Here is a 23,394-nt window from a genome sequence, read left to right as displayed (position 1 = left end):
TAAAACTGAACCAGCGCGTCGGCCAGCGACACCCACTCTGCCAGGCGCGTGCCCGTTCGTCAGGTCGGCATTTCGTGGGGGGATGCCGAACAGGCGGGTTGCGCCGTGCGGTGGTCGCGAGCCGACGACGGACGGGAGGCGCGGTGCCAGCTGGCACCGCGCCTCCCGTCCCGACCGTGGTCGCGATCTCGTGCGTCGGCCTGATCAGGCCTGCACGTCGCCCCGCCACCCGGTGTCGGTGGGCGCCGACTCGACGCGCTCCTTGTAGTTCTGCAGGTCCTTCTTGATGGCGTGACCGCCGACGCCGACCGCTGCGCCGAGCTTCTCGAGGAAGCCGGAGGGCTCCCAGTCGATCTGCGCGGTGACACGGGTCTCGTCGTCGGACAGCTTGTGGAAGGTGACGACGCCGGCGTGGTCGGTCTCGCCGTCCTTGACCGTCCACGCGACCCGCTCGTCGGGGTGCTGCTCGGTGATGAGGGCACGGAACTCGCGCTCCTGGCCGGCGACCTTCACGGTCCAGTCGGTGGTCTTGTCGTCGACCTGGACGATCTTCTCGACCTCGTCGAGGAACTCGGGGAACTCCTCGAAGCGGGTCCACTGGCCGTAGGCAGCTGCGACGGGGACGTTCACGTCGACGGTTTCGATGATCTGAGGCATGACCCGGACGGTAGGCGGCCACGGCTGGGCGCCGCACAGGGGCGTGTCCCCCGGGGCGCACTAGTGTGAGGGAGATGACTGAGCACGGGAAGCACGCGTTCCACGAACGGGACGAGCACGGCATCCTGGTGCGCCCGGCCCTGGCGTCGGACGTCCCGCACATCCAGCGGCTCATCTCGCCCTACGTCGACCGGCGGATCCTGCTCGGCAAGGAGAACGTCGCGCTCTACGGTTCGATTCAGCAGTTCCGAATCGCCGAGGGCCCCGATGGCGTTCCGATCGGGTGCGGCGCGCTCGCCGTGTTCTGGGACGACATCGCCGAGGTGCGCACGCTCGCCCTCGACGCCGACTGGATCCACAAGCGCGTCGGCCACCGCATGCTCGAGGCACTGGAGCACGACGCCCGCGAACTCGGCGTCGCCCGCATCTTCTGCCTCACGTTCGAGGTCGACTTCTTCACGAAGCACGGGTACCTCGAGATCGGCGAGAGCGTCGTCTCGCCCGAGGTGTACGCCGAGCTCGTCCGGTCGTCGGACGAAGGGGTCGCGGAGTTCCTCGACCTCGCACGGGTGAAGCCGAACACGCTCGGCAACACCCGCATGCTGAAGATCCTCTGACGCTTTCGCCTGCCCTCCGGCGGGGTTCCCTCGTCGGGCTCGCGCCGTTGTCTACCCTGTGCGCATGTCGTCGTTCCGTCACCCCGTCGGGCCCGAGAAGCCGGGCGTCTACTGGCGCCGTCGTGCGATGGTCATCGGGGTGCTGCTGCTGATCGTGGTCGTCGTCGTGCTGATCGTGGTCGGGCGGGGTGGGGCGTCTGCTGACCCGGGTTCTTCTCCCGCTTCCGCCTCCGCATCGTCTGCCGGGCCGTCGTCGTCGCCGCGTGCCACGCCCTCTGCAGCCGCTACGCCCTCGGGGTCGGCCTCGGCTTCGGCCTCGTCTTCGGCGCCGGCTTCGGGTTCGGCCAAGGACGGGTCGACGTGTGCCAAGGAGCAGATCGAGCTCACGCCCGTCGTCGACAAGACCTCGTACGGCCCCACCGAGGACCCGAAGATCGCCATGTCGATCAAGAACACCGGGTCGAACTCGTGCCACACGGACCTCGGGTCGTCCCAGCAGGTCCTCACGATCTCGTCGGGCGAGGAGCAGTACTGGTCGTCGAAGGACTGCCAGACCGGCGGGACCAACCAGGACGTCACGATCAAGGCCGGGCAGACCCTGACCACGCCGGCGATCGCCTGGGACCGGACGCGGTCGTCGACCTCGACGTGCGACTCGTCACGGCCGTCGGTCACCGGTGGGGGTGCGAGCTACCACCTGGAGGTGGCGGTGGGGAACATCGAGTCGAAGGCGTCGGTGCAGTTCATCCTCGGGTAGTCCGGCGGTGCTCCCCCTGCTACGATGAAGTCAAGTGGATTGGGAATGCCCGATCGGCGTCACACCCCCGGATCTCCGGGGGTTTTCGCTTGTCAGGGGTAGACCTTGAGTCCCCAGCCGAGCTCCGAACCCGCCGGGGACTTCGGCATCCGGTTGAGGATTCGGTCCCACGCCCGGTTCGGCTGCCCTGGGTGGAGCAGGTGCGTGCCGATCGGGCGCGCGACGAGGTCGGCGATCTGCAGCCCGGTACTGTTCGCCTGCTTGCTCGCGATCGCGAAACGGAAGGTCTCGGCCATCCCACGCATCTTCGTCGTGGACAGGATCCGATCGAACTCCCGCTCGAGGTCACGGTCTTCCGTCCGACCGCGGCTCTCGAAGACGACGACCGTTTCGCTCCGGGCGACTCCCTTGCTCTGCAGCTGCAGGAACACCCGCTCGAGTCCGAACTCGAGGGCGACGTGGTACGGACTCGTGTCGGCACCGACGCGCGCACGGAACTCGTGTTTCCGGATCGCGCTCGCCACGACACCGAACCGCTCGTCGAACACTGCGTCGACCCGCTGCATGAACGCCGTCCGGACGTCAGCGTTCAGGAGGATGTCGAACGGCGGTGCTGACTGTCGCATCTCGCGTTCGTGCAGGACGACCATGTCGTGGTTGAAGAAGTCGAACTTGATGCGCTGTACAAGCGGGACGACGCGCTCGACGTAGAGGTCGACCGGGAAGATGCAGAACGCCAGGACGAACATCGGGTAGTCCGGGTTGATCCGCGTGAGACTGTGGTCTCCGCTCTCGTCGACGTAGACGACGTATCCGCTCCGCACGAGGAGTCAGCATATCAGCGGTGATACGACGGTGGCGAAGCGCTCTCGGGTCGTGGAACGGGAACGGGCCCGTCGTCACGAGGACGACGGGCCCGTTCGGGCTGGAGGAGATCAGCCGATGACGGAGATGTTCTCCGCCTGCGGGCCCTTGCGACCCTCGGTGATGTCGAACTCCACCTTCTGGTTCTCCTCGAGCGACTTGTAGCCGTTGCCAGCGATCGCGGAGAAGTGAGCGAAGACGTCAGCGGAGCCGTCGTCCGGGGCGATGAAGCCGAAGCCCTTTTCGTTGTTGAACCACTTGACGGTGCCGGTCGATGCCATGATGGCGTTCCTTACTTTCTTGCCAGTCGACATCTGCAGTCGACTGCCTTGCGATGCGGTATTCGCTACCGCCGATCCACCGACGGATGTCGTCAGATCGATGCGTCCTGCGGGCATGGGGCCGGTAGAACGGGTTCGGGGCCAGGCGGCCGGGGAAGGCCAGTGACCGATGGCGCTCGAGGTGCTGTGCACCGGAAGAACGATGGACTCCCGCCGAAGCGGTTGGTACCAATCTACAGTCTTGTGGCCACAAGGGAAGAGCCGAAGTCGCCGAACGTCCATGAATCTGGTGGACTGGGTCCCGATGGCAGACAAGGAACAGCGTTTCCGGAGCGAACAGCTCGAGGCGGCGCTCGAGAAGCAGGACGTCGCGGCGGTGGCCTTCGCGCTCCGCAACGACATCGTGATCGTCCCCCGGCTCGTCACCGGCAAGAAGGACATGCAGGTGCGGGTGTTCGGGCGCGAGGGCTCGGACAAGCGCATCCTGCTGCTGTTCTCGTCGGCGGATGCGTACACGGCGATGGTGCCGGACGAGAAGGTCCGGCAGGTGATGGTCTACGACGGGCCGCGGCTCGAGGAGTTCATCGCGGCGCACCTGGACTCGCTCGAGGGTGTCTTCTTCGACATCGCGGGCCCGCACACGATGCAGGCGACGCCTGAGGACCTGCTGGCGGCGCTCCGGGCCTGACTCCCGCTCGCGTGTGCGTCGCTCGGCGGCGTGTCGCACCGCCGGAACTGCCGTGATCGGTGCTGCCGTGATCGGTCAGAACGCTCGGTCGAGTTCGCGCTCCCGCTCGTTCGCGGCCAGGGAGAACGCGACCCGCAGTGCTTCGCGGAGGTGCTGGGCGTCCGCGCCGAGCACGGTCGTGAACCCGAGGCGTGCGGCTTCGCTCGCGCGCTGCTTCGTGCCCGTGGTCGGACGGATCTCGCCCGCGAGGCTGATCTCGCCGACCGCCGCCAACGTGTGTGGGTACGGACGGTCGCGGGCAGCACTCGCGAGGGCCAGTGTGATGGCGAGGTCCGCGCCGGGCTCGGTGAGCTTCATGCCGCCCACCGTGGACACGTAGACGTCGGCATCCGACAGCTTCAGGCCGGCGCGACGTTCGAGCACCGCGAGCAGCATCGCCACGCGAGACGCGTCGACGCCGTTGACGACCCGGCGCGGCTGGGGTGCCGAGCTCGGGACGACGAGCGCCTGCACCTCGACCGGGAGCGCTCGGCGTCCCTCGAGCGCGACGGTCACGCACGTACCGGACACGGGCGCGCCGTTCTTCGACATGAACAGGCCGCTGGGGTCGGGGACCTCGTGAATGCCGTCACCGGCCATGTCGAAGCAGCCGACCTCGTCCGTGGGGCCGAAGCGGTTCTTGAGCGCGCGGACGAACCGGAGCGCGGTCTGCCGGTCACCCTCGAAGTGGCAGACGACGTCGACGAGGTGTTCGAGCAGTCGGGGTCCGGCGATCGTGCCGTCCTTCGTCACATGGCCGACGATGAGGACCGGGAGCGCGCGGGCCTTCGCGACGCGGATCAGCGTGGAGGCGACCTCGCGCACCTGCGACGTACCACCGGCGATGCCGTCGATCGAGCTCGACGAGATGGTCTGCACCGAGTCGGCGATGAGGAGGTCCGGCTTGACCTGGTCGATCTGGCCGAGGATGACGCCGAGGTCGACCTCGCTCGCCAGGTAGAGGTCGTCGTGCATCGCCCCGGTGCGTTCGGCGCGGAGCCGGACCTGGTCGACGGACTCCTCGGCACTGACGTAGAGCACGCGCTTGCCGGTCGCTGCCGCTCGTGAAGCGACCTCGAGCAGGAGCGTGGACTTGCCGACACCGGGCTCGCCGGACAGCAGGACCGCCGCACCCGGGACCACTCCGCCGCCGAGGACGCGGTCGAACTCGCCGATGCCGGTCTGCCAGCGCTGGACCGTCGTTCCGCGGGATTCGGTGATGGGCCGTGCCACGCGGTTGCCCGTGACCGCCACCGAGGTGGTGCCCCGGACGCTGGCGGTGGCCGCGGTGGAGTCCTCGACCGTGCCCCAGGACTGGCACTCACCGCAGCGACCGACCCACTTGATGCTGGTCCAGCCGCACTCGGTGCAGCGGTAGAGGGACTGAGCGCGAGCCATGATCGTCAGGCTAGGCGGTGCCGCCGACATCACCCGCGCGGTCGTCCGGACCGTCGGGGCGCGTGTCGGGTCCGACGTCGGGCAGGGTGACCGATCCGGTCATGCGCTGCCGAAGCCGGTCGATGCGACCCGGACGTTCGGCGTGGTCGAGGGCCGCAGCACCCTCGGTGTCCTGCTCGGCCCGGGCGGTCGCCACCGTTCCGGCTCCGGCACCGAGGTCCTCGGCTTCGCGGGCGGACAGGTAGTGCCGGATCGCGGCGACGACGTCGACCCGAGCATCGACCGCGGGTTCGAACGCGCTCGCCCAGATCTCGTACCCGCGGTCGTTCGGGTGGAACAGGTCGCCGTAGCTGTTGAAGAACGTCCGGCGCAGACCGACCCGCTTGGTGATGGTGTGCAGCGGCGCGACCGTGAGCCCGAACTCCTCGGCCACCCGGTGCACGATCTCGTTCGCCACGGCGACCTTGCGCTCACGGTCCGGGACGAACATGCACGGCAGCTCGGCGACGATCGCGTGCGACGGCACGGCACCGTAGATCTCGCGGATGTTCCGCTCGAACTTGTCGGGGTGGAAGTCGGCGATGTCGTTCGCGCCGATCGACACGGTGCAGATGTCGGGCGTGTAGTTGCGGAGCTTCGGCAGTTGGTCCTTCCGCGCGCCCCACGTCGTCGACCCGGACACGCTGAGGTTCACGACACGGACCGACGACCGGGAGCGGTGCCGGATCCGGCGGGCGAGCAGTCCCACGTACCCGCGGTGGGGCTCGCTCGCACCGACGCCCTGCGCCGCCGAGTCACCGATCGCGAGGTAGGTGATCTGCCCCTCGTGCTGCAGGCGCTCGCGCCACCAGTCGGCGTGCACGGGCAGCAGCTCGCCGACCCGACGGGCGGCGGCGCGCTGGCCGCGGACGCCGGCCCGTGCGCCGAAGGCAGCGCCCCCCAGGATGGTGAGGCCACCGACGACCGACGACAGCAGCGCGATGAGCGTGCGAGATCTCATGCGGTGGACGTTACGCGGACTTCTTCGGGAGGCGATCCGTCCGGACCAGGTCGTTGACGGGCGTCCGGGACCGGACACCTGTGGAGGGGGAGCCGACGCGCGGTGGTGCGTCGCGCCGCCTGGATCGTGTAAACTCTTTCCCGGTACCGTGTCCGAGCGGCCGAAGGATCATGTCTCGAAAACATGTGTGGGGGCAACTCCACCGTGGGTTCAAATCCCACCGGTACCGCCAGCGAAAAGAACCCCAGATCCCCGTCCTGACGGGCATCTGGGGTTCTTTCGTACTCCCCCCCGCGGCTCTGCCCACCGATCGGCTACCGGACGGTTCGAGTGGTAGCCCACTCGCGATCGAGCATGGCGTACTGGTAGCCATCTACCCAGCCCAGGTCGGCGTGCCAGGAGTCCTCGACGCCGTGCTGCTCACGTCGCATGCCGTTCTTCTCGAGGACGCGGGCTGAGGCGATGTTGTCGGCGTTGCAAGTCGCTGTGACGCGTCGGAGCCGGAGCACGTCGAACGCTGCGGTCAGGAGACCGCGGACCAAGTCCGTTCCGAGTCCGCGTCCTGCGAGGTCGGGTTGCAGCATGTATCCGATGACCCCTTGTGTGCCTTGGGGCATCCCTGGTTGCCCCAGGCCGTCGACGACGTCGAGGAACCCCAAGCCGGCGACCCGGCCGTCCAAGTCAGCGATGCACGAGTAGTCGGTGTCGCTGTCGGGGATGCTGGCCCACTCTTGGGCGTAGACGTCCGGGTCGACGGAGGTGCGGAGCATGAACCGATTGACAACCGGGTTGTTCCGAAGCGCGACGAGCTTGTCTGCGTCCTCGGGCCGAGGGTCGCGGAGGAGGAGGCCGGCGCTCCGAGCGGGCCAAGGAGAGCTGTTCACGCTGTCATCCTCCCAGGAGCCAGGCTCGGCGACCGATCGGCTACCGGACACTCCTAGACTTGGGCTATGGGGATGAACAGGGATCAGCGGCTGGCGGTGATCGTCGGGAGCACGGCGGCGATCATCATGGGTCTCGGGATCGCCATTTCAGGAGCACTCGGCCTGTTCGGTGCGTGATCGAACAACCTCGCAAATCGATCCTCAACCGGACGCGTGAACGTCCTCGATGTACTCGAACACGTTCCCGTCGGCGTGGCGAGCGATCAAGCGCTGACCGTTCGGTCCGGGCATCGGCCCGTCCAGCAACACTCCGCCGCCGGCCTGCACGAGCGACACGACGAGCTGGACATCACGGACGATGATCGTCGCCGAGCGGAACGGGACGGCCCCGTCCGCGCTCGCCAAGAGGAGGAACGGACCGACCCAGGCCAGCCGTACACCTCCGAACGCGAACGCGCGAACTTCATCGGAGCCCGCCAACCGCTTGTACAACGGCAGAGCCGCCTCGATGCTCGATACCGGAACGCGCGCCAAGACAGCAACGACGTTCGACTGGGCCTCATCCACGACGAAGGCAACGTCCGCCCTGAGGACGATGTTCCACGGAGCCCCTCGGTGGGCCGGTCGTGCAGACGGACCCCGTGGGCTGACCCCGCCGGGTCGAGGCGGTCACGAACCGCGCCGTCGAGTGCGGGGCCGGCCCTCGCGCGTGGCAAGCTTGGACGTCCCCGACGCCCCCAACCAGGAAGGCCCCGGATGCTCGAGCTCCCGGCCGTGTTCGAAGTCGGCTCCCTGATCGCGATCGTCGCGATCCTGCTGGCGGATCTCCTCGTCGTCGCGCGGCGTCCGCACGTGCCGACGCTCAAGGAGTCCGGCCTGTGGGTGGGCCTCTACGTCGGCCTCGCACTGTTGTTCGCCGTCGCGATGTTCGTCTTCGCCGGTGGGGAACCGGCCGGGCAGTTCCTCGCGGGCTGGCTGACGGAGTACAGCCTGAGCATCGACAACCTCTTCGTGTTCGTCATCCTCATGGCGCGGTTCTCCGTGCCGAAGGCGATCCAGCAGGAGGTGCTCATGCTCGGCATCATCATCGCGCTGGTCCTGCGTGGCGTGTTCATCCTGCTCGGCGCCCGCCTGATCGAGGACTTCTCGTGGATCTTCTACCTCTTCGGGGCGTGGCTGGTGTGGACGGCGATCCAGCAGCTCCGTGGCGAGGACGACGACGATGACAAGGACAGCCTCATCGTGCGGCTGCTCCGGCGTCGGATCCGCATCACCGACACCTACGACGGCATGAAGTTCCGCATCGTGCAGGACGGCGCACGGCACTTCACGCCGCTGTTGGTGGTCCTCATCGCGATCGGGACGACCGACCTGCTGTTCGCGCTCGACTCGATCCCGGCGATCTTCGGCATCACCGAGAGCGCGTTCATCGTGTTCACCGCGAACGTCTTCGCCCTGATGGGCCTGCGGCAGCTGTACTTCCTGCTCGGCGGGTTGCTCGAGCGGCTGGTCTACCTCAAGTACGGTATCGCGGCGATCCTCGCGTTCATCGGCGTGAAGCTCGTGCTGCACGCACTGCACGGCAACGAGCTGCCGTTCATCAACGGTGGGGAGCACGTCGAGTGGGCGCCGGAGATCGGCACCGGGGTGTCGTTGCTGGTCATCGTCGTGGCGATGGGTGTGGCGACCGGGGCGAGCCTGCTGCGGATGCGCCGCGAGGACGAGTCGCACGACGAGGTCTCCCGCGACGCCGGCACGGCGTAGCGGTCCTGCACCGCGCCCGTCGCACGCGTCCAGCTGTGGACGCACAACGAGACGGACTGGAGGCGCGGGTCGGGCCCGCATCGTCCCTCCAGGCAGGCCGTCACCCCGCTGGCGCGGTGCGCCGGAACCGGCTGGTGGGGTCCGCTAGCGTCGACACCGGAACCCGCCACCCCTCACGAACCGGATCGAGCAACGATGCCTGACGTCCACCGCCCCGCCGACGACCGCTACGAGCGACTCCCGTACCAGCGCGTCGGGAGGAGCGGCCTGCTCCTGCCCCGCATCTCCCTCGGGCTCTGGAACAACTTCGGCGCCGACCGAGCGCTCACGACGCAGCGCGACATCGTGCTGCACGCGTTCGACCGCGGGATCACCCACTTCGACCTCGCGAACAACTACGGCCCGCCGCCCGGAGCCGCCGAGGAGCAGTTCGGTCGCATCCTCGAGTCGGACCTCCGACCGTTCCGCGACGAGATCGTGGTGTCGACGAAGGCCGGCTACGACATGTGGCCCGGTCCGTACGGCAACTGGGGCTCGCGCAAGTCCATGCTCGCCTCGCTCGACCAGTCGCTCGGACGCCTCGGGCTCGAGTACGTCGACGTCTTCTACTCGCACCGGCCGGACCCCGAAACCCCGATCGAGGAGACCGTCAGCGCGCTCGTGACCGCGGTCCGCTCGGGCAAGGCGCTCTACGCCGGCATCTCGAACTACGACCCGGCGCAGACGGCCGCCGCGGCCGAGGCGCTCGCCGCCGAGAACATCCACCTGCTCATCCACCAGCCGCGCTACAACATGTTCGACCGGGTCCCCGAGGACGGGCTCTTCGACGAGCTGCTCCGTCTGGGGACCGGCGCGATCGTGTTCTCCCCGCTGGCCGGTGGGCTCCTGACGGACCGCTACCTCGACGGCTCGGTGCCGGTCGGGTCGCGGGCGGCGGAGGGGCGCTGGTTCGGCGCGGACCGGATCGACGACGAGTACCTGACGACCGCGCGGGCCCTGAACGACATCGCCGTGTCCCGTGGGCAGACGCTCGCGCAGCTCGCCATCACGTGGGTGCTCCGGCAGCCGGCGGTCACGTCCGCACTCGTCGGGGCGTCGAGCGTCCGGCAGCTCGACGGGACGCTCGACGCACTCGAGGGTGCGCCGCTGACCGACGAGGAGCTCGCGGCCATCGACGCGCTGGTGCCGCGCGGCTGAGTCCGGGCGGCGCGCTGGCCGCGGGGCCGTGTCCGGGCGGCGCGCTGGCCGCGGGGCTGCGTCCGGGCCAGGATGGTCCCATGACGGACCACGCCGAGATGATCCACCCCGACGTCGCACCGAGCGGACCCGGGTGCGTCGAGTGCGACGCCACCGGATCATGGTGGGTGCACCTGCGCCGGTGCGCCGCGTGCGGCCACGTCGGCTGCTGCGACGACTCGCTGGACACCCACGCCACCCGGCACTGGGAGGCGACCGGGCACGCGGTCATCCAGAGCTACGAGCCCGGCGAGACGTGGTCGTACGACTACCGCGACCACTCCACGTTCGAGGGCGTCGAGCTCGCGGCGCCGACGAGCCACCCCGTGGAACAGGCAGTCCCCGGGCCGGCGGATCGCCTGCCCGGGGACTGGTTGGAACTGCTCGGCGGGTCGCGCTGACCCGCCGGTGCCGATCAGGACGCGCTAGCTCGCGCTGACGGCCTCGTCGCGGCGCGGGAGCGTCCAGCCCGGGCGCACGAAGTGGCACGTGTAACCGTGCGGGTGCTTCTCGAGGTAGTCCTGGTGCTCCTCCTCGGCCTCCCAGAAGTCGCCGGCGGGCTCGACCTCGGTGACGACCTTGCCCGGCCAGATGCCGGACGCGTCGACGTCGGCGATCGTGTCGAGGGCGACCTCGCGCTGCTCGTCGGTGGTGTAGAACACCGCGGAGCGGTAGCTCCGGCCGACGTCGTTGCCCTGGCGGTCCTTCGTCGACGGGTCGTGGATCTGGAAGAAGAACTCGAGCAGGTCGCGGTACGAGATCTGCGACGGGTCGAAGACGATCTCGACCGACTCGGCGTGGTCGCCGTGGTTCCGGTAGGTGGCGTTCGGGGTGTCGCCGCCGGAGTACCCGACGCGCGTGCTGATCACACCGGGACGGCGACGGAGGAGCTGCTGCGCTCCCCAGAAACACCCGCCGGCGAGGATGGCGGTTTCGGTGGTGGTCATGGTGGCCTCCTGGGTTCGGGAGTGCCGCTGGCTGCGGCACCGTGTGGTGCAACCGGCGGGGCCGGTCGTGTGTTCCCGCGCTGCGTCAGGCGGTCGTGTCCTCGAGCGCGTCGAGCGTCGCGACGTCCTCGGCCGACAGCACGAAGTCCACGTCGGCGTTCGCGGCGATGCGGGACGGCGTGGTCGACTTCGGCAGCGGCAGGACGTCCTTCTCGAGCAGGTAGCGGATCGCGACCTGGGCGACGCTCTTGTCGTACTTCGCCGCGATCTCGGCGATCTGCTCGTTGTCGAGGAGCCCACCGGTGGCGAGCGGGGAGTACCCCTCGGTGAGGATGTCGTGCTCGCGGTCGAAGGCCGTCGTCTCGTCCTGCGTGTTGCCGATGAACCAGCGGATCTGGTTGGCGTGCGGGACGACGTCGGTGCGGCCGAGCAGGTCCTCGAGGTCGGCGACGGCGAAGTTCGAGACGCCGATGCTCTTCGTCCGGCCGGCGTCGTAGACCTCCTCGAGGACCTTCCACACCTCGACGTTGCCGTCCCGGTGGTCCGACCCCATGTCGCTCCAGGGCCACGGCGCGTGCACGAGGTACAGGTCCACGTGTCCGAGGTCGAGGTTGCGGCTGGACTCGTCGAAGGCCTCGCGCGCGCCGGACGCGGTCTTGACCTCGGCCGGGAGCTTCGTGGTGATGAAGAGCTCGTCGCGCGGGATGCCGCTGTCGCGGACCGCCTCGCCGACGCTGGCCTCGTTGCCGTACGCCAGTGCGGTGTCGATGTGGCGGTAGCCGGCGTCGAGCGAGGCCTTGGTGGCGTCGTAGGCGTCGGCGCCGGACGGGATCTGCCAGGTGCCGAACCCGATCTTCGGGATGTGCAGGCCGTTGGACATGGTGAACGTGTCGATGAGAGCGGGCATGCACCGGACAGTACGCCGCGCGGACGTCGGTCGGGTCGTCTACCATTCGAACACACGTTCGAACGAGGAGGGCGAGATGATGCTCACGCAGGAGGTCGCCACGCTGTGGTGGGACCGCGGTGTGCCGGTCCGGATGGTCTGGCGCGAACGGCGGTGGCGGGTCTCCGACACCCCGACGCGGCTGACGGCGACGGCGGAGTACCTGCCGTCGGCGGTGACGCACGCGCCGGAGCACACGGTGGGCTGGCGGTTCCAGGTGAGTGCGGACGACGGCGAGGACGACGTGGTGGTGGTCGACGTCGCGCCGGACGGCACCGGGTGGGTCGTCGCGCGGACGTGGCGCTGACCGGCGCTGCGCGATCCGCGCGGGGGTGTCAGGCGCTGCCGCGCCAGACCACCTCGGTGGGCAGGACGAACCCGCGCGGGGTGTCGTCCGTCCCCGCGATCTGCTCGAGCACCTGCCGTGCCGCGTGCTCACCAAGGGTCCGGGCGGGCTGCCGGACGGTCGAGAGCGGCGGGTCACACCGGAGTGCCCACGCGCTGTCGTCGAAGCCCACCACGCCGACGTCCCCCGGGACCGACCGACCGGCACGCTGCAGGACGTCCATCGCGCCGGCGGCGACGGCGTCCGACGCCGCGAAGACCCCGTCGACGTCCGGCGCCCGGTCGAGCAGCTCGCGCATGCCCTCGACCCCGGCGGTGTAGCTGAAGAGCGGGTTCCGCGCGACGAGCCCGGGGTCGAAGCGGTCGCCGAGCGCCGCGGTGAACCCCGCCAGACGGTCCTGGCCGGAGTCGCGGTCGAGGCCGGACGCGAGCATGCCGATGCGTCGGCGTCCGGTGTCCACGAGTCGGCGGGTGATCTGCTCGGCCGCGGCGCGGTTGTCGATGCCGATCCACGACGTGTTCGGCGCGTCGGACGGGTGGCCGACGAAGCACGCCGGCAGCCCGATCTGCTCGATCGCCCGGGTGACGGGATCGCCGTCGCGGGCGGAGAGCACGATCGCGCCGTCGACGAAGCCGCCGCGCAGGTACTCCACGACGCGCTCGTTGTCGCGGGTGGAGTCGACCATGATCGTGACGAGCTGCTGGTCCGCCTCGGACAGGACGGCGTTCGTGCCGATGAGGATGTTGCCGATGTTCGGGTCGTCGAGCACCTGGACGCTCGGCTCGTGCACGATGAGCGCCACGGCGCCGGACCGCCGGGTGACGAGACTGCGTGCGGCGGCGCTCCGCACGTAGCCGACGCGGCGGACGGCGTCCTGCACGGCTTCGCGGGCCCTGGGCGACACGTACGGTTCGTCGTTGAGCACGCGGGAGACGGTCCCGCGGGAGAGTCCGGCCTCGTCGGCGACGTCCTGGATCGTGGCGCGGGAACGGGCGGACATGCGGCAACGATAGCGGCTGGCCACCCGCGGATCGGCGGTCGGACGGCGTCGAACCACGATCGCGACGTCGAACCGGGCGTCGGTGCTGATTCGATGTCGGAAACCTGGTTCGGCACGGTCGTGTTGACACGGCAGGAATTGTGTCGTTTACTCTGGGAGCGCTCCCAGAACCCTCCGACCCCGTTCGGTCGGTGCGGACTGGGAGCGCTCCCAGAACCTGGGTGACCTTCGCCGTCGAAGGGGTCGTTCGCGACCGGACGGTGCAGCGCCGCCCCGATCAGCGAGGACCCGACGTGACCACCACCACCCTGCCGACGGCCGCCACCGGCGCGCTCGGGCTCGGCTCGACCGGCCTGGCGTTCGGGTGCGACTACAACCCCGAGCAGTGGGACCCCGAGGTCTGGGTCGAGGACGTCCGCCTCATGCGCGAGGCCGGCGTGAACCTCGTCGCGATCAACGTCTTCGGCTGGTCGCACGTCGAGCCGCGCCGGGGCGAGTACGACTTCGCCGCGCTCGACCGGGTCATCGAGCTCCTGCACGGCGCCGGCATCGGGGTCGACCTCGGCACCGGGACGGCCTCCACCCCGCCGTGGCTCACCACCGCCCACCCCGAGGTCCTGCCGGTCGTCGCCGACGGCACCACCCGCTGGCCCGGTGGACGCCAGGCGTTCTGCCCGAGCTCGCCGGTGTACCGCGAGCACGCCCTCGCCCTGGTCCGCGCCACCGCCGAGCGCTACGGCGACCACCCTGCGGTCAAGCTCTGGCACGTCTCGAACGAGCTCGGCTGCCACAACGCGCACTGCTACTGCGACGTCTCGGCCGAGGCGTTCCGCACGTGGCTCCGCGCCCGGTACGGCACGGTCGACGAGCTCAACGCCGCGTGGGGCACCGCGTTCTGGAGCCAGCGCTACTCCGCGTGGGAGCAGGTCCTGCCGCCCCGGGCGACCCTGTCCTTCACGAACCCCGGCCAGACGCTCGACTTCGACCGGTTCTCGTCCGACGAGCTGCTCGCCCACCACCGCGCCGAGGCCGAGGTGCTCCGCAGTCTGAGCGACAAGCCGGTGACGACGAACTTCATGGTCGCGGCGCACATCACCGCCCTCGACTACTGGTCGTGGACGGCGGACATGGACGTCATCGCGAACGACCACTACCTCGACCACCGTCTGCCCCGACCGCACGTCGAGCTCGCCTTCGCCGCCGACACCACGCGCGGGCTCGCCGGCGGGGCGCCCTGGCTGCTCATGGAGCACTCGACGGGCGCGGTGAACTGGCAGCCGCACAACGTCGCGAAGGCACCGGGGGAGATGCTCCGGAACACCGTGGCGCACATCGCCCGCGGTGCCGACGGGGTCTGCTTCTTCCAGTGGCGCGCGTCCGTCCAGGGCAGCGAGAAGTTCCACTCCGCGCTCCTCCCGCACGCCGGGACCGACTCCCGCGGCTGGCGTGACGTCGTCGAGCTCGGCGACCTCGTCGAGCGGCTCGGCGAACTGCGCGGTTCCCGCGTCGTCGCGGACGTCGCGCTCGTCTTCAGCTGGGAGAACCAGTGGGCGGCCGACCTGGAGGCGCACCCCACCACCGCGCTCCGCTACCTGGAACAGGTCCACGCGTTCCACGGCGCGCTGTGGGACCTCGGCGTGACGGTGGACGTCGTGGCGCCGGGTGCGCCGCTCGACGGCTACGCCGTCGTGCTCGTCCCCGAGCTCTACCTGGTGCGCGACGAGCACGCCGCGGTCATCGTCGACCACGTCGCCGCCGGGGGCCGGGCGGTCGTCACGTTCTTCAGCGGGATCGTCGACGAGCGTGACCGCGTGCGGACCGGCGGGTACCCCGGTGCCTTCCGTGACCTGCTCGGCGTGCGGGTCGACGAGTTCCTGCCGCTCGCCGCCGACGCGCACGTCGCCCTGTCCGACGGCTCCACCGGCACCGTCTGGAGCGAACCCGTCGAGCTCCGCGGCGCGACGAGCGTGCTCGACTACGCCGCCGGCCAGCTCGCCGGCTCGCCCGCGGTCACCCGCAACGCGCACGGTGCCGGAGCCGCCTGGTACGTCTCCACCGTCCTCGCCGCCGACACGCTCCGCGGCCTGCTCGGTGACGTCCTCGCCGAGGCCGGCGTCGCACCGGACCCCACCGCGCAGCCCGGCCTCGAGGTCGTCCGACGCCGCGACGACCAGCACGAGTGGGTGTTCCTGCTCAACCACACCGACCAGCCCGTCGAGCACCACGTGACGGGCCACGACCTCGTCGCCGACCGACCCCGGACCGGCACCACGACCATCGCCCCCGGTGGCACCCAGATCATCCGCACGGACAGGAAGCGCCCATGACCACCACAGCCCAGCGACCCCGGGTCGCCCGACGTCGACGCGGCGGGGGCTTCCGGTACCGCCGCGCGATCGCCGTCTTCGTCACGCCGTTCGCCGTGCTCTTCACCGCGTTCTACCTCGTCCCGATCCTCTACGCCGTGTGGCAGTCGCTGCAGAAGATCGAGCGCCAGGGGACCTTCGGTGCGCCGACGCAGGTGTTCGGCGGACTGAGCCAGTACGTGCTCGTGTTCCAGAACAGCGAGTTCTGGGGCTCGATCCTCCGCGTGCTGCTCTTCGGTGTCGTGCAGGTGCCGGTGATGCTCGCCCTCGCACTGGTGTTCGCGCTCCTGCTCGACTCGCCCCTGCTGCGCGGCAAGCGGTTCTTCCGCCTGGCGTTCTTCGCGCCGTACGCGGTGCCCGGCGTCATCGCCGCGATCATGTGGGGCTACCTCTACGCGCCGAACCTCTCGCCGTTCTCCGCCGTGACGTCGAAGGTCGACCTGCTCGGCTCCGGCACCGTCCTCTGGGCCGTCGCGAACGTCGTGACCTGGGTCTACGTCGGCTACAACATGCTCATCATCTACTCGTCGCTCCTGGCGATCCCGACCGAGATCTACGAGGCTGCGAAGCTCGACGGGGCGTCGCAGTTCCGGATCGCCTGGTCGATCAAGATCCCGATGGTGGTGCCGGCGATCGTGCTCACCGCGGTGTTCTCCGTCATCGGCACCCTGCAGCTCCTCACCGAACCGACCGTGTTCCGGCAGTTCACCTCGACGATCTCGTCGACCTTCACGCCGAACATGCTCGTCTACTCGACCTCGTCGGTGCCCAACTTCAACCTCGCCGCCGCGTTCTCCGTCGTCCTCGCGGTCGCGACCTTCGTCCTGTCGATCGGGTTCCTCCGACTGACCCAGCGGAAGGCTGACCAGTGACCGTCAACGCACCGAGCCGACGCGACGCCGTGCGGACCGCCGGCCGACCGCTCGAGCCGAACCGCGCCTCCAGGCCCCTGCAGCACGGTGCGCGCGGACCGCGCGAGAGCGTCATCTCGCGCAGCGCCGCGATGCTCGTGATGGGCGTCTTCACGATCTACTTCCTGCTGCCGATCTTCTGGCTGTTCGTGTCGTCGACCAAGACGACCGCGAACTTCAACACGACGTTCTCGCTGTGGTTCAGCGCCTCGTCGGTGCAGGACTTCGTCGCGAACCTGGGCGAGCTGTTCACCCGGCAGGACGGCGTGTACGTGCGCTGGATGCTCAACAGCATCGCCTACGCCGGTGTCGCCGGACTCATCGGCACCGTCCTGTCGGCGATGTGCGGCTACGCGCTGGCGAAGTACCGGTTCCGCGGACGCGAGGCGCTCTTCAACGTGTTCCTCGGCGGCGTCCTCGTGCCGGCGACCGCGCTGGCCCTGCCGCTGTTCCTCATCTTCAGCCAGGTCGACCTGACGGACACGTTCTGGTCGGTCTTCCTGCCGAGCATCGTCAGCCCGTTCGGCGTGTACCTGTCGCGGCTGTTCGCGGCGTCGAGCGTGCCGGACGAGATCATCGAGGCCGCCCGCATCGACGGCTCCGGCGAGGTCCGCACGTTCTTCACCGTCGCCGTCCGGCTCATGTCGCCGGCGCTCGTGACGATCTTCCTGTTCCAGTTCGTCGCCATCTGGAACAACTTCTTCCTGCCGCTGGTGATGCTCCGCGACTCGTCGCTGTTCCCCGTCACCCTCGGCCTCTACACGTGGAACTCGAGCGTGAACCAGTACCCGGACCTCCGCACCCTGGTGCTCATCGGGTCGTTCGTCTCGATCATCCCGCTCCTCGTCGCCTTCCTCTCCCTGCAGCGCTTCTGGCGGTCCGGCCTCGGCGCCGGCGGCCTGAAGTAGCGCCTGACCAGCACCACCGACCCCACTCACATCCCGAACGGAAACAGCATGAAGACAACGAAGTTCCTCAGCGTCGCCGCCGTCGCGGTCGCCGCGACCGTCGCCCTCGCCGGCTGCAGCACCGGCGGCAGCGGCGCAGGCTCCGGATCCGACACGGCCGCCGCGAGCTGCAAGCCGTCCAGCGGCAAGGTCACCCTCGACTTCACGACCTGGGTGCCCAACATGGACAAGGTCGTGGACATCTGGAACGAGGAGCACCCGGACATCCAGGTCAAGGTCTCCATCGTCGCGAACGGCAACAGCGGCACCTACCAGAACTTCTTCAACCAGCTCAAGGCGAAGCAGGCGCCGGACATCGGTCAGGTCGAGTACGACACCCTGCCGGCGTTCCGCGTGCAGGGCGGCCTCGAGGACATCGGCGCGTGCTCCGGCATCAGCGCCGCGAAGAAGGACTTCTCCGACGGTCTCTGGAACCAGGTCACGTTCGGTGAGTCGAAGTCGGTCTACGCCGTGCCGCAGGACTCCGGTCCGATGGCCCTGTACTACCGCAAGGACCTGTTCGAGAAGGCCGGCCTCGACGTCCCGAAGACGTGGGAGGAGTACGCCCAGGACGCCGTGAAGATCAAGGCGCTCGGCGGCAACATCACCAACTTCGCCAAGGGCGACGTCAACCAGTTCGCCGGGCTCGTGTCGCAGGCCGGTGGCCAGTGGTTCTCGAACTCCGGTTCGGACTGGACGGTGGACCTGACCGACAGCGCGTCGAAGAAGGTCGCCGACTACTGGCAGGACCTCATCGACAAGAAGCTCGTGAACACCCTGCCGAGCTTCACCGACCAGTGGAACAGCGCCTACGACAAGGGGCAGGACTGGACCTGGGTCTCGGCCGTCTGGGGTGCGAACACGATCTCGAGCGGTGCGCCCTCGACCTCCGGCAAGTGGGCCGTCGCGCCGATGCCGCAGTGGACCGCGGGTGAGTCGAAGTCCGCTGCCTGGGGCGGTTCGTCGAACGTCGTCTTCGCGGGGAGCAAGCACCCGGCCGAGGCGTCGGAGTTCCTGGTCTGGCTGAACACCTCGAAGGAGGCACTCGCCGCCCTGAACAAGGAGGCCAACCTCTACCCCGCCTCGTCGACCGGCGCCGAGCTGCCGGCGCTGACCGAGGGGCTGCCGTTCTACGGGAACCAGAAGATCTACGAGGAGTTCGCGACCGCGGCGAAGGACATCCAGCCCTTCACCTGGGGTCCGACGATGACGCAGACCTACTCCGACGTGTCGGACGGCTTCGGGCAGGCGGCGTCCGGGCAGGGCACGCTCCTCGACGCGCTCGAGTCGGGGCAGTCGAAGACCGTGGCGGCGCTGAAGGCGCAGTCGATCCCGGTGAAGGGATGACGCGCGGGTCCTGACGCGCGCCCACGACGGACGGGAGGCACGGTGCCAGCTGGCACCGTGCCTCCCGTCGTGTGGTGGGTGCGGTGTCAGCGCATCGCCTCGCCGGCCGACCCGTACAGGCCCGTCGCGAGGTCGGTGAGCACCGCGAGCAGGCCGCCCGCGTGCGTCCGGTCGACCTCGGCCAGCACCAGGGCGTACCGCTCCCGGTGCTCGCGGACGACCCGCTCGCCCTCGGGCAGGAGGCGCAGCAGCGAACCGCGGCGGTCGTTCGGGTTCGGCGCGCGCTCGAGCAGGTCGGCGGCCGTCATGCGGTCGATCATGTTCGTCACGGCGCCGGAGGTCAGCCCGAGGTACCCGGCCACCTCGGTGGGGGTGGAGTAGCCGGTGTCGCTCACGAGCACCAGAGCGCGCAGGGCGTTCTCGTGCACGCCGGCCCGCGCGCTGAGCTGTCCGACGAGGCTCGCGTTCGCGCGCACGACCGCGTCGAACGCCGCGATGAGGTCGGCCGCGTCGGTCGGGTCGGTCGGCGGCGCAGGGGTCACGGGTTCCTCGCTTCGGGTCGGGTGCGGTGGCGTCCCTCGCACTGGGGTCAGTATACGAGTGGTCAATTTGATGAATGACTGACTATCTTGATGATAGAAGCAAACGAGCCCGAGCCGATTGCTCCTCCACTTCCCTGAACGCCCGACCGAAGAGGTTCCCGTGTCCGACAAGCTCCGCACCTCCGCCCTGAAGCGGATCCGATTCGCCCCCGTCGCACTCCTCGCGGGCATCTTCGCCGCCGTGCTGCTCTCCCTCTCGCTCACCGGCACCCTCTCCGGGTTCGCCGCGAGCATCACCAACAGCAGCAACACCGCAGCCAGCGGCACGCTCACCATGCAGGAGCAGAACGCCGGCGGCACCGTCACCTGCACGAGCACCGACGGCGGCTCGGTCTCGACGAACTCCGCCACGTGCTCGACTATCAACAAGTTCGGCGGCAGCACCACGATGACGCCCGGCAACACCGTCACGACCGCGATCTCGATCAAGAACACCGGCACCGCGAACGCCTCGACGTTCACCCTGACCCCGGGTGCCACGTGCACCCAGTCGGCGAACGGTTCGGTGAACGGCACCGCGACCGACCTCTGCGCGAAGATGAACCTCGTCATCTCCTCCGGTTCGACCACGGTGTTCAGCGGCACGCTCGCCAGCTTCAAGGGTGCGGCCGCCTCGGCGTTCACGATGCCCGCCGCACCGGCCGCCGGTGCCTCCGTGCCGTTCACCTTCGCCGTCACGCTCGACTCCTCGGCCGGCAACACCTACCAGGGCCTCGCCGCCTCCGTGCCGATGACCTGGACCTTCACGGCCTAGTCACCCCGACCGGCGACGCTCGACCGGAGCAGCAGATGAGCCAGACCGCCGCCATCCCGCTCAGCGGCACGCTCGACCGTCCGCTCCTCGGCGGCCACACCGCCACCCGCTTCGAGACGGTCCTCGCCTGGACGGTCGCCGCGGTCGCCGCCGTCCTCCTCACCGCCGCCGTGCTGTTCCTGTCCGCCGGTGGGCGGTGGTTCGTCGTCGAGACGCCGTCGATGGGCGAGGCCGCTCCGGTCGGCACGCTCGTCCTCGACCTGCCCGTGGACGTCGCCACCCTGCGCGTCGGCGACGTCGTCTCCTTCGAGACCGCGGCGAACCCGGGCGTCGTCTACACCCACCGCATCATCGACGTCGACGCCGCCGGACTGCACACCCGCGGTGACATCAACGGTGCGACCGACCCGTGGACGCTCACGCAGGAGAACGTCATCGGGTCCCCGGTGCTCCTCGTCCCGAACCTGGGGTGGCTGTTCCGGGCGGCGCCGCTCCTGCTCATCGGCACACTGGTGATCTGGACGCTCACGAGCGTGTTCACCGACCGGGTCACCCGCACCTGCCTCCGCATCGCCGGCGGTGCACTCACGCTGTCGTACGCGGCCTTCATCCTCAAGCCGTTCGTCAACGTCACGACCATCACGAACTCGGCCACCCACGGAGGCGTCGAGGCCACCATCGTGTCCTCCGGCATGTTCCCGGTCCGGGTCGAGGCCCGTGGTGCCGAGAGCGTCCACCTCGTCGACGGGCAGGTCGGGCACATGGTCATCCGCGAGCTCACGAGGAACGGGCACTACCAGCTCACCTCGAACATCGACCTCGGGCCGGTCGGGTGGGGGCTCCTCGTCGTCGCCTGCCTCGTCCCGCTCGTGCTCTGCCTGGCCGTCGGTCGGGTCGAGGCGGTGCGTCCCTCGTGAGACTCCGCCGCCTCCGTGACGGTCGCGTCGTCGCCCTCGTCCTGGTCCTCGCCGTCGCCGTCGTCGGCCTCGCCAACGCGTTCGCGCCGACGCGGTCCGCCTTCAGCGCCGTGGTCGCGAACACCGGCAACAGCGCCGCGACCGCGCCCTACTTCACCTGCGCCGCAGCGGTCGGCGCGGACACCTCGACCGCCCTCTTCGCCTACCGCCTCGGCGAGGCCTCCGGTTCGACGACCGCCACGGACTGGTCCGGCAAGGGCCTGAACGGCACCTACCAGGGCTCGATGACGGCGACCACGCCGAGCCCGAACGCCTGCCCGCGCGACGCCGGGAGCTCGTACGCGCTGAACGGCTCGACGAGCTTCGTCTCGACCCCGCGGTCGTACGCCAACCCGACCACCTTCAGCGAGGAGGTCTGGTTCCGCACGACGGTCGCCGGCGGCATGCTCGTCGGGTTCGGCAGCAACCAGGTCGCCGCGTCCGGGCAGCACGACCGCCAGGTCTACCTCAACACCGCCGGGCAGCTCGTCTTCGGCACCTACAACGGGACGACCCAGGTGGTGACGTCTCCGAAGGCGTACACGGACGGCGCGTGGCACCACGTGGTGGCGACGATGTCCGCCGGCACCGGGATGCGGCTCTACGCGGACGGTGCCCTCGTCGCGTCGAACGCGGCCTTCACGACGCCGGAGAACTTCACCGGGTACTTCCGGGTCGGGTACGACACCGTGTCCGGGTGGCCCGGGCAGCCGTCGAACTTCGCCTTCACGGGGTCGATGCGGTACGCGGCGGTCTACGGCTCCGTCCTGTCCGCGACCCAGGTCGCGAACCACGCGGCGGCGGGTCGCTGAGACGCCGACGGACGGGAGGCGCGGTGCCAGCCGGCACCGTCCCTCCCGTCCGCCTGTCCGTTCGTCGGGTCCGCGTCGTCACGCGATCGCCATCTCGTTGGGCACGCCGGGCAGCACGTCGCTCGAGGCGATGGTCTCGCCGGTCGTGAGGTCGACCGCGTGGACCCGCCGCTCGGCAGGGTCGGTGACGTAGGCGACGTCGCCGGCGACCTTCAGTGCCGGGTGGGCGTCCTGCCACTCGGCCGGTCCCTCCCACGGGTCGATCACCGGGAAGGAGTCGAGCAGCTCGCCGGACGTCGTGTCGAAGGTGTGCAGCGCGCCGTCGTCCCCGAGCACGACGGCCTCGTCCTCGGGACCACGGGCGAGGTCCCGGAACGTGTAGCCGACGCCATCCGGCACGTCGGCGACCCGGTAGGACCCGGATGCCGCGTCGATCAGGGCGATCTGGTGGAGGAGGTACCCCTCGCTGTCCGGGTCGTCGTTGTAGTCGCCGAGCGCGATCGAGGACGTGTCGGTCGTGAACAGGTTGCCGGTCCGGCCGTACTCGGTCGGGGCGTCGAGCTTCGTGAACGCGCCGTCGTCGTACACGAGTGCCCCGTCGGTGCACCCGAAGACCGCGACGTCGCCCTGGACCGCGCCCTCGCCGTGCACGTTCGGGCACTCCTCGGAGCGGGTGGTCTCCTTCCCGTCCGCGTCCAGCGCACGGACCCCGCTGCGGGACTCCTCGTCGCCGATGGTGGTGAGCAGCGTGCCGTCCTCCAGCACGATCGCGACGCCGTGGTGCGCGGCCTCGGACTCGGTCGTCTCGGTGTCGGGCAGTTCGGCGCCGTCGAGTTCGGTGTTGTCGAACGTCGTCACCTGGCCGGTGCCGTCGGCGAAGAGCGCCGTCCGGTCGCCGTGGACGACCGCGTGGCCCCCGGTGTCGGCGGGGAAGACCGCGTCGGTGAGGGCCGGATCGGCCGCGGTGTCGAGCACCCGGAAGCCGCTCGGCACCGTGACGAGCACGTGCCGTCCGTCACCTGCCGGGTTGACGCGGGTGAACCCGTCGACGGCGTCGTCGGTCAGGACGCGCAGGTCGTGGTCGAGCACGAGGAGGCCGCCGTCGTACGTGAGCGTGATCCGGGTGCCGTCGGCGCGCTCGGTCGCGGTGCTCGTCGGCTCGGAGGGGGAGGGGTCGGCGGCGCAGCCGGTGAGGGCAAGGGCGGCCGCGCTGAGCAGGGCGGCCGGCAGGGCCGCGGTGCGCAGGGACTTGGTCGTCGTCATGCAGGACACTGT

The 23,394-nt window shown here is 69.7% G+C and carries 26 protein-coding genes and 1 tRNA gene; 15 read left to right on the top strand and 12 right to left on the bottom strand.

The genetic code is table 11. The features are described from left to right. Positions 1 to 204 precede the first annotated feature (204 nt). A complete protein-coding gene (locus JSX79_RS08785) occupies positions 205 to 657 on the bottom strand; it encodes an SRPBCC family protein (protein WP_070417310.1) in 453 nt (150 codons plus the stop codon). A gap of 74 nt (positions 658 to 731) precedes the next feature. Here JSX79_RS08785 and JSX79_RS08780 point away from each other — a divergent pair, with 74 nt between their 5' ends. Then, on the top strand, positions 732 to 1,274 hold the full coding sequence (locus JSX79_RS08780) for an amino-acid N-acetyltransferase (RefSeq protein ID WP_070417309.1): 543 nt from the start codon (positions 732 to 734) through the stop codon (positions 1,272 to 1,274). Between the two features lie 64 nt (positions 1,275 to 1,338). After that, positions 1,339 to 2,031, top strand: coding sequence for a hypothetical protein (locus JSX79_RS08775; protein WP_229085855.1), 693 nt, complete (start codon positions 1,339 to 1,341; stop codon positions 2,029 to 2,031). A gap of 92 nt (positions 2,032 to 2,123) precedes the next feature. On the opposite strand, the gene JSX79_RS08770 is transcribed toward JSX79_RS08775, so the two are convergent. Continuing rightward, entirely contained in the window at positions 2,124 to 2,855 is a 732-nt protein-coding gene (locus JSX79_RS08770) for a DUF3800 domain-containing protein (protein WP_229085854.1), read from the bottom strand. Positions 2,856 to 2,966: 111 nt separating this feature from the next. Next, complete coding sequence (locus tag JSX79_RS08765; protein ID WP_022907629.1) at positions 2,967 to 3,176, bottom strand: cold-shock protein; 210 nt, start codon at positions 3,174 to 3,176, stop codon at positions 2,967 to 2,969. Between the two features lie 304 nt (positions 3,177 to 3,480). On the opposite strand from JSX79_RS08765, the gene JSX79_RS08760 reads away from it, so the two are divergent. Further along, positions 3,481 to 3,864, top strand: coding sequence for an SseB family protein (locus JSX79_RS08760; RefSeq protein ID WP_071296496.1), 384 nt, complete (start codon positions 3,481 to 3,483; stop codon positions 3,862 to 3,864). Between the two features lie 75 nt (positions 3,865 to 3,939). Here JSX79_RS08760 and radA read toward each other — a convergent pair whose 3' ends face one another. After that, on the bottom strand, positions 3,940 to 5,301 hold the full coding sequence (gene radA / locus JSX79_RS08755) for a DNA repair protein RadA (RefSeq protein WP_229085853.1): 1,362 nt from the start codon (positions 5,299 to 5,301) through the stop codon (positions 3,940 to 3,942). Positions 5,302 to 5,311: 10 nt separating this feature from the next. Continuing rightward, positions 5,312 to 6,301, bottom strand: a complete 990-nt coding sequence (locus tag JSX79_RS08750; protein WP_229085852.1) for an SGNH/GDSL hydrolase family protein — start codon at positions 6,299 to 6,301, stop codon at positions 5,312 to 5,314. A gap of 142 nt (positions 6,302 to 6,443) precedes the next feature. On the opposite strand from JSX79_RS08750, the gene JSX79_RS08745 reads away from it, so the two are divergent. Then, a tRNA-Ser gene (locus JSX79_RS08745) sits at positions 6,444 to 6,533 on the top strand. A gap of 82 nt (positions 6,534 to 6,615) precedes the next feature. Here the strand turns inward: JSX79_RS08745 and JSX79_RS08740 are convergent. Both JSX79_RS08740 and JSX79_RS08735 read right to left on the bottom strand, forming a co-directional pair. Beyond that, positions 6,616 to 7,185 (bottom strand): GNAT family N-acetyltransferase, encoded by a 570-nt coding sequence (locus JSX79_RS08740; protein ID WP_229085851.1) that lies wholly within the window; start codon positions 7,183 to 7,185, stop codon positions 6,616 to 6,618. A 201-nt stretch (positions 7,186 to 7,386) separates the two neighbouring features. Then, complete coding sequence (locus JSX79_RS08735; RefSeq protein WP_229085850.1) at positions 7,387 to 7,752, bottom strand: VOC family protein; 366 nt, start codon at positions 7,750 to 7,752, stop codon at positions 7,387 to 7,389. Positions 7,753 to 7,941: 189 nt separating this feature from the next. Between JSX79_RS08735 and JSX79_RS08730 the strand changes: the two genes are divergently transcribed. The 3 genes from JSX79_RS08730 to JSX79_RS08720 all read left to right on the top strand — a co-directional run bounded on the left by JSX79_RS08730 (position 7,942) and on the right by JSX79_RS08720 (position 10,586). Continuing rightward, on the top strand, positions 7,942 to 8,949 hold the full coding sequence (locus JSX79_RS08730) for a TerC/Alx family metal homeostasis membrane protein (protein ID WP_071296470.1): 1,008 nt from the start codon (positions 7,942 to 7,944) through the stop codon (positions 8,947 to 8,949). Positions 8,950 to 9,144: 195 nt separating this feature from the next. After that, on the top strand, positions 9,145 to 10,146 hold the full coding sequence (locus tag JSX79_RS08725; RefSeq protein ID WP_071303275.1) for an aldo/keto reductase: 1,002 nt from the start codon (positions 9,145 to 9,147) through the stop codon (positions 10,144 to 10,146). A gap of 80 nt (positions 10,147 to 10,226) precedes the next feature. Further along, the gene (locus JSX79_RS08720; RefSeq protein ID WP_229085849.1) at positions 10,227 to 10,586 is read left to right on the top strand and encodes a UBP-type zinc finger domain-containing protein; all 360 of its coding nucleotides are present in this window, start codon (positions 10,227 to 10,229) and stop codon (positions 10,584 to 10,586) included. Between the two features lie 24 nt (positions 10,587 to 10,610). On the opposite strand, the gene msrA is transcribed toward JSX79_RS08720, so the two are convergent. After that, positions 10,611 to 11,132 carry a peptide-methionine (S)-S-oxide reductase MsrA gene (msrA, locus tag JSX79_RS08715; RefSeq protein WP_070417299.1) on the bottom strand — a complete coding sequence of 174 codons (522 nt, stop codon included), beginning with the start codon at positions 11,130 to 11,132 and terminating at the stop codon, positions 10,611 to 10,613. A gap of 85 nt (positions 11,133 to 11,217) precedes the next feature. Continuing rightward, entirely contained in the window at positions 11,218 to 12,039 is an 822-nt protein-coding gene (locus JSX79_RS08710; protein WP_229085848.1) for an aldo/keto reductase, read from the bottom strand. A gap of 76 nt (positions 12,040 to 12,115) precedes the next feature. On the opposite strand from JSX79_RS08710, the gene JSX79_RS08705 reads away from it, so the two are divergent. Continuing rightward, on the top strand, positions 12,116 to 12,385 hold the full coding sequence (locus JSX79_RS08705) for a hypothetical protein (RefSeq protein WP_139199413.1): 270 nt from the start codon (positions 12,116 to 12,118) through the stop codon (positions 12,383 to 12,385). Between the two features lie 28 nt (positions 12,386 to 12,413). Here the strand turns inward: JSX79_RS08705 and JSX79_RS08700 are convergent, their stop codons facing one another. Continuing rightward, a complete protein-coding gene (locus JSX79_RS08700; protein WP_229085847.1) occupies positions 12,414 to 13,424 on the bottom strand; it encodes a LacI family DNA-binding transcriptional regulator in 1,011 nt (336 codons plus the stop codon). 293 nt (positions 13,425 to 13,717) lie between these two features. Here JSX79_RS08700 and JSX79_RS08695 point away from each other — a divergent pair, with 293 nt between their 5' ends. The 4 genes from JSX79_RS08695 to JSX79_RS08680 are packed head-to-tail and all read left to right on the top strand — an operon-like array spanning position 13,718 to position 18,995. Beyond that, a complete protein-coding gene (locus JSX79_RS08695; protein ID WP_229085846.1) occupies positions 13,718 to 15,751 on the top strand; it encodes a beta-galactosidase in 2,034 nt (677 codons plus the stop codon). Further along, on the top strand, positions 15,748 to 16,662 hold the full coding sequence (locus JSX79_RS08690) for a carbohydrate ABC transporter permease (protein ID WP_070417295.1): 915 nt from the start codon (positions 15,748 to 15,750) through the stop codon (positions 16,660 to 16,662). The genes JSX79_RS08695 and JSX79_RS08690 overlap by 4 nt, the downstream gene beginning before the upstream one ends. Beyond that, positions 16,659 to 17,609: a carbohydrate ABC transporter permease gene (locus tag JSX79_RS08685; RefSeq protein WP_229085845.1), complete on the top strand. Its 951-nt coding sequence runs from the start codon at positions 16,659 to 16,661 to the stop codon at positions 17,607 to 17,609. The genes JSX79_RS08690 and JSX79_RS08685 overlap by 4 nt, the downstream gene beginning before the upstream one ends. 48 nt (positions 17,610 to 17,657) lie before the next feature. Continuing rightward, positions 17,658 to 18,995, top strand: a complete 1,338-nt coding sequence (locus tag JSX79_RS08680; protein ID WP_070417294.1) for an ABC transporter substrate-binding protein — start codon at positions 17,658 to 17,660, stop codon at positions 18,993 to 18,995. An 86-nt stretch (positions 18,996 to 19,081) separates the two neighbouring features. On the opposite strand, the gene JSX79_RS08675 is transcribed toward JSX79_RS08680, so the two are convergent. Then, on the bottom strand, positions 19,082 to 19,537 hold the full coding sequence (locus tag JSX79_RS08675; RefSeq protein WP_229085844.1) for a MarR family winged helix-turn-helix transcriptional regulator: 456 nt from the start codon (positions 19,535 to 19,537) through the stop codon (positions 19,082 to 19,084). A gap of 160 nt (positions 19,538 to 19,697) precedes the next feature. Between JSX79_RS08675 and JSX79_RS08670 the strand changes: the two genes are divergently transcribed. From JSX79_RS08670 to JSX79_RS08660, 3 genes are read left to right on the top strand one after another with little or no spacing between them, the layout of a single operon-like run. Further along, positions 19,698 to 20,351, top strand: coding sequence for a hypothetical protein (locus JSX79_RS08670; protein WP_071296464.1), 654 nt, complete (start codon positions 19,698 to 19,700; stop codon positions 20,349 to 20,351). Positions 20,352 to 20,386: 35 nt separating this feature from the next. Then, complete coding sequence (locus tag JSX79_RS08665) at positions 20,387 to 21,268, top strand: S26 family signal peptidase (protein WP_229085843.1); 882 nt, start codon at positions 20,387 to 20,389, stop codon at positions 21,266 to 21,268. Beyond that, on the top strand, positions 21,265 to 22,119 hold the full coding sequence (locus JSX79_RS08660; protein WP_229085842.1) for a LamG domain-containing protein: 855 nt from the start codon (positions 21,265 to 21,267) through the stop codon (positions 22,117 to 22,119). The genes JSX79_RS08665 and JSX79_RS08660 overlap by 4 nt, the downstream gene beginning before the upstream one ends. Before the next feature lie 78 nt (positions 22,120 to 22,197). Here JSX79_RS08660 and aztD read toward each other — a convergent pair whose 3' ends face one another. Then, positions 22,198 to 23,382 (bottom strand): zinc metallochaperone AztD, encoded by a 1,185-nt coding sequence (gene aztD / locus JSX79_RS08655; protein ID WP_229085841.1) that lies wholly within the window; start codon positions 23,380 to 23,382, stop codon positions 22,198 to 22,200. Positions 23,383 to 23,394: the final 12 nt, after the last annotated feature.

This window comes from Curtobacterium sp. GD1 (assembly GCF_020882855.1).
Classification (GTDB): domain Bacteria; phylum Actinomycetota; class Actinomycetes; order Actinomycetales; family Microbacteriaceae; genus Curtobacterium.
Note: the sequence above shows the minus strand (reverse complement) of the source record. Positions and strands in the feature narration are given on the sequence as shown.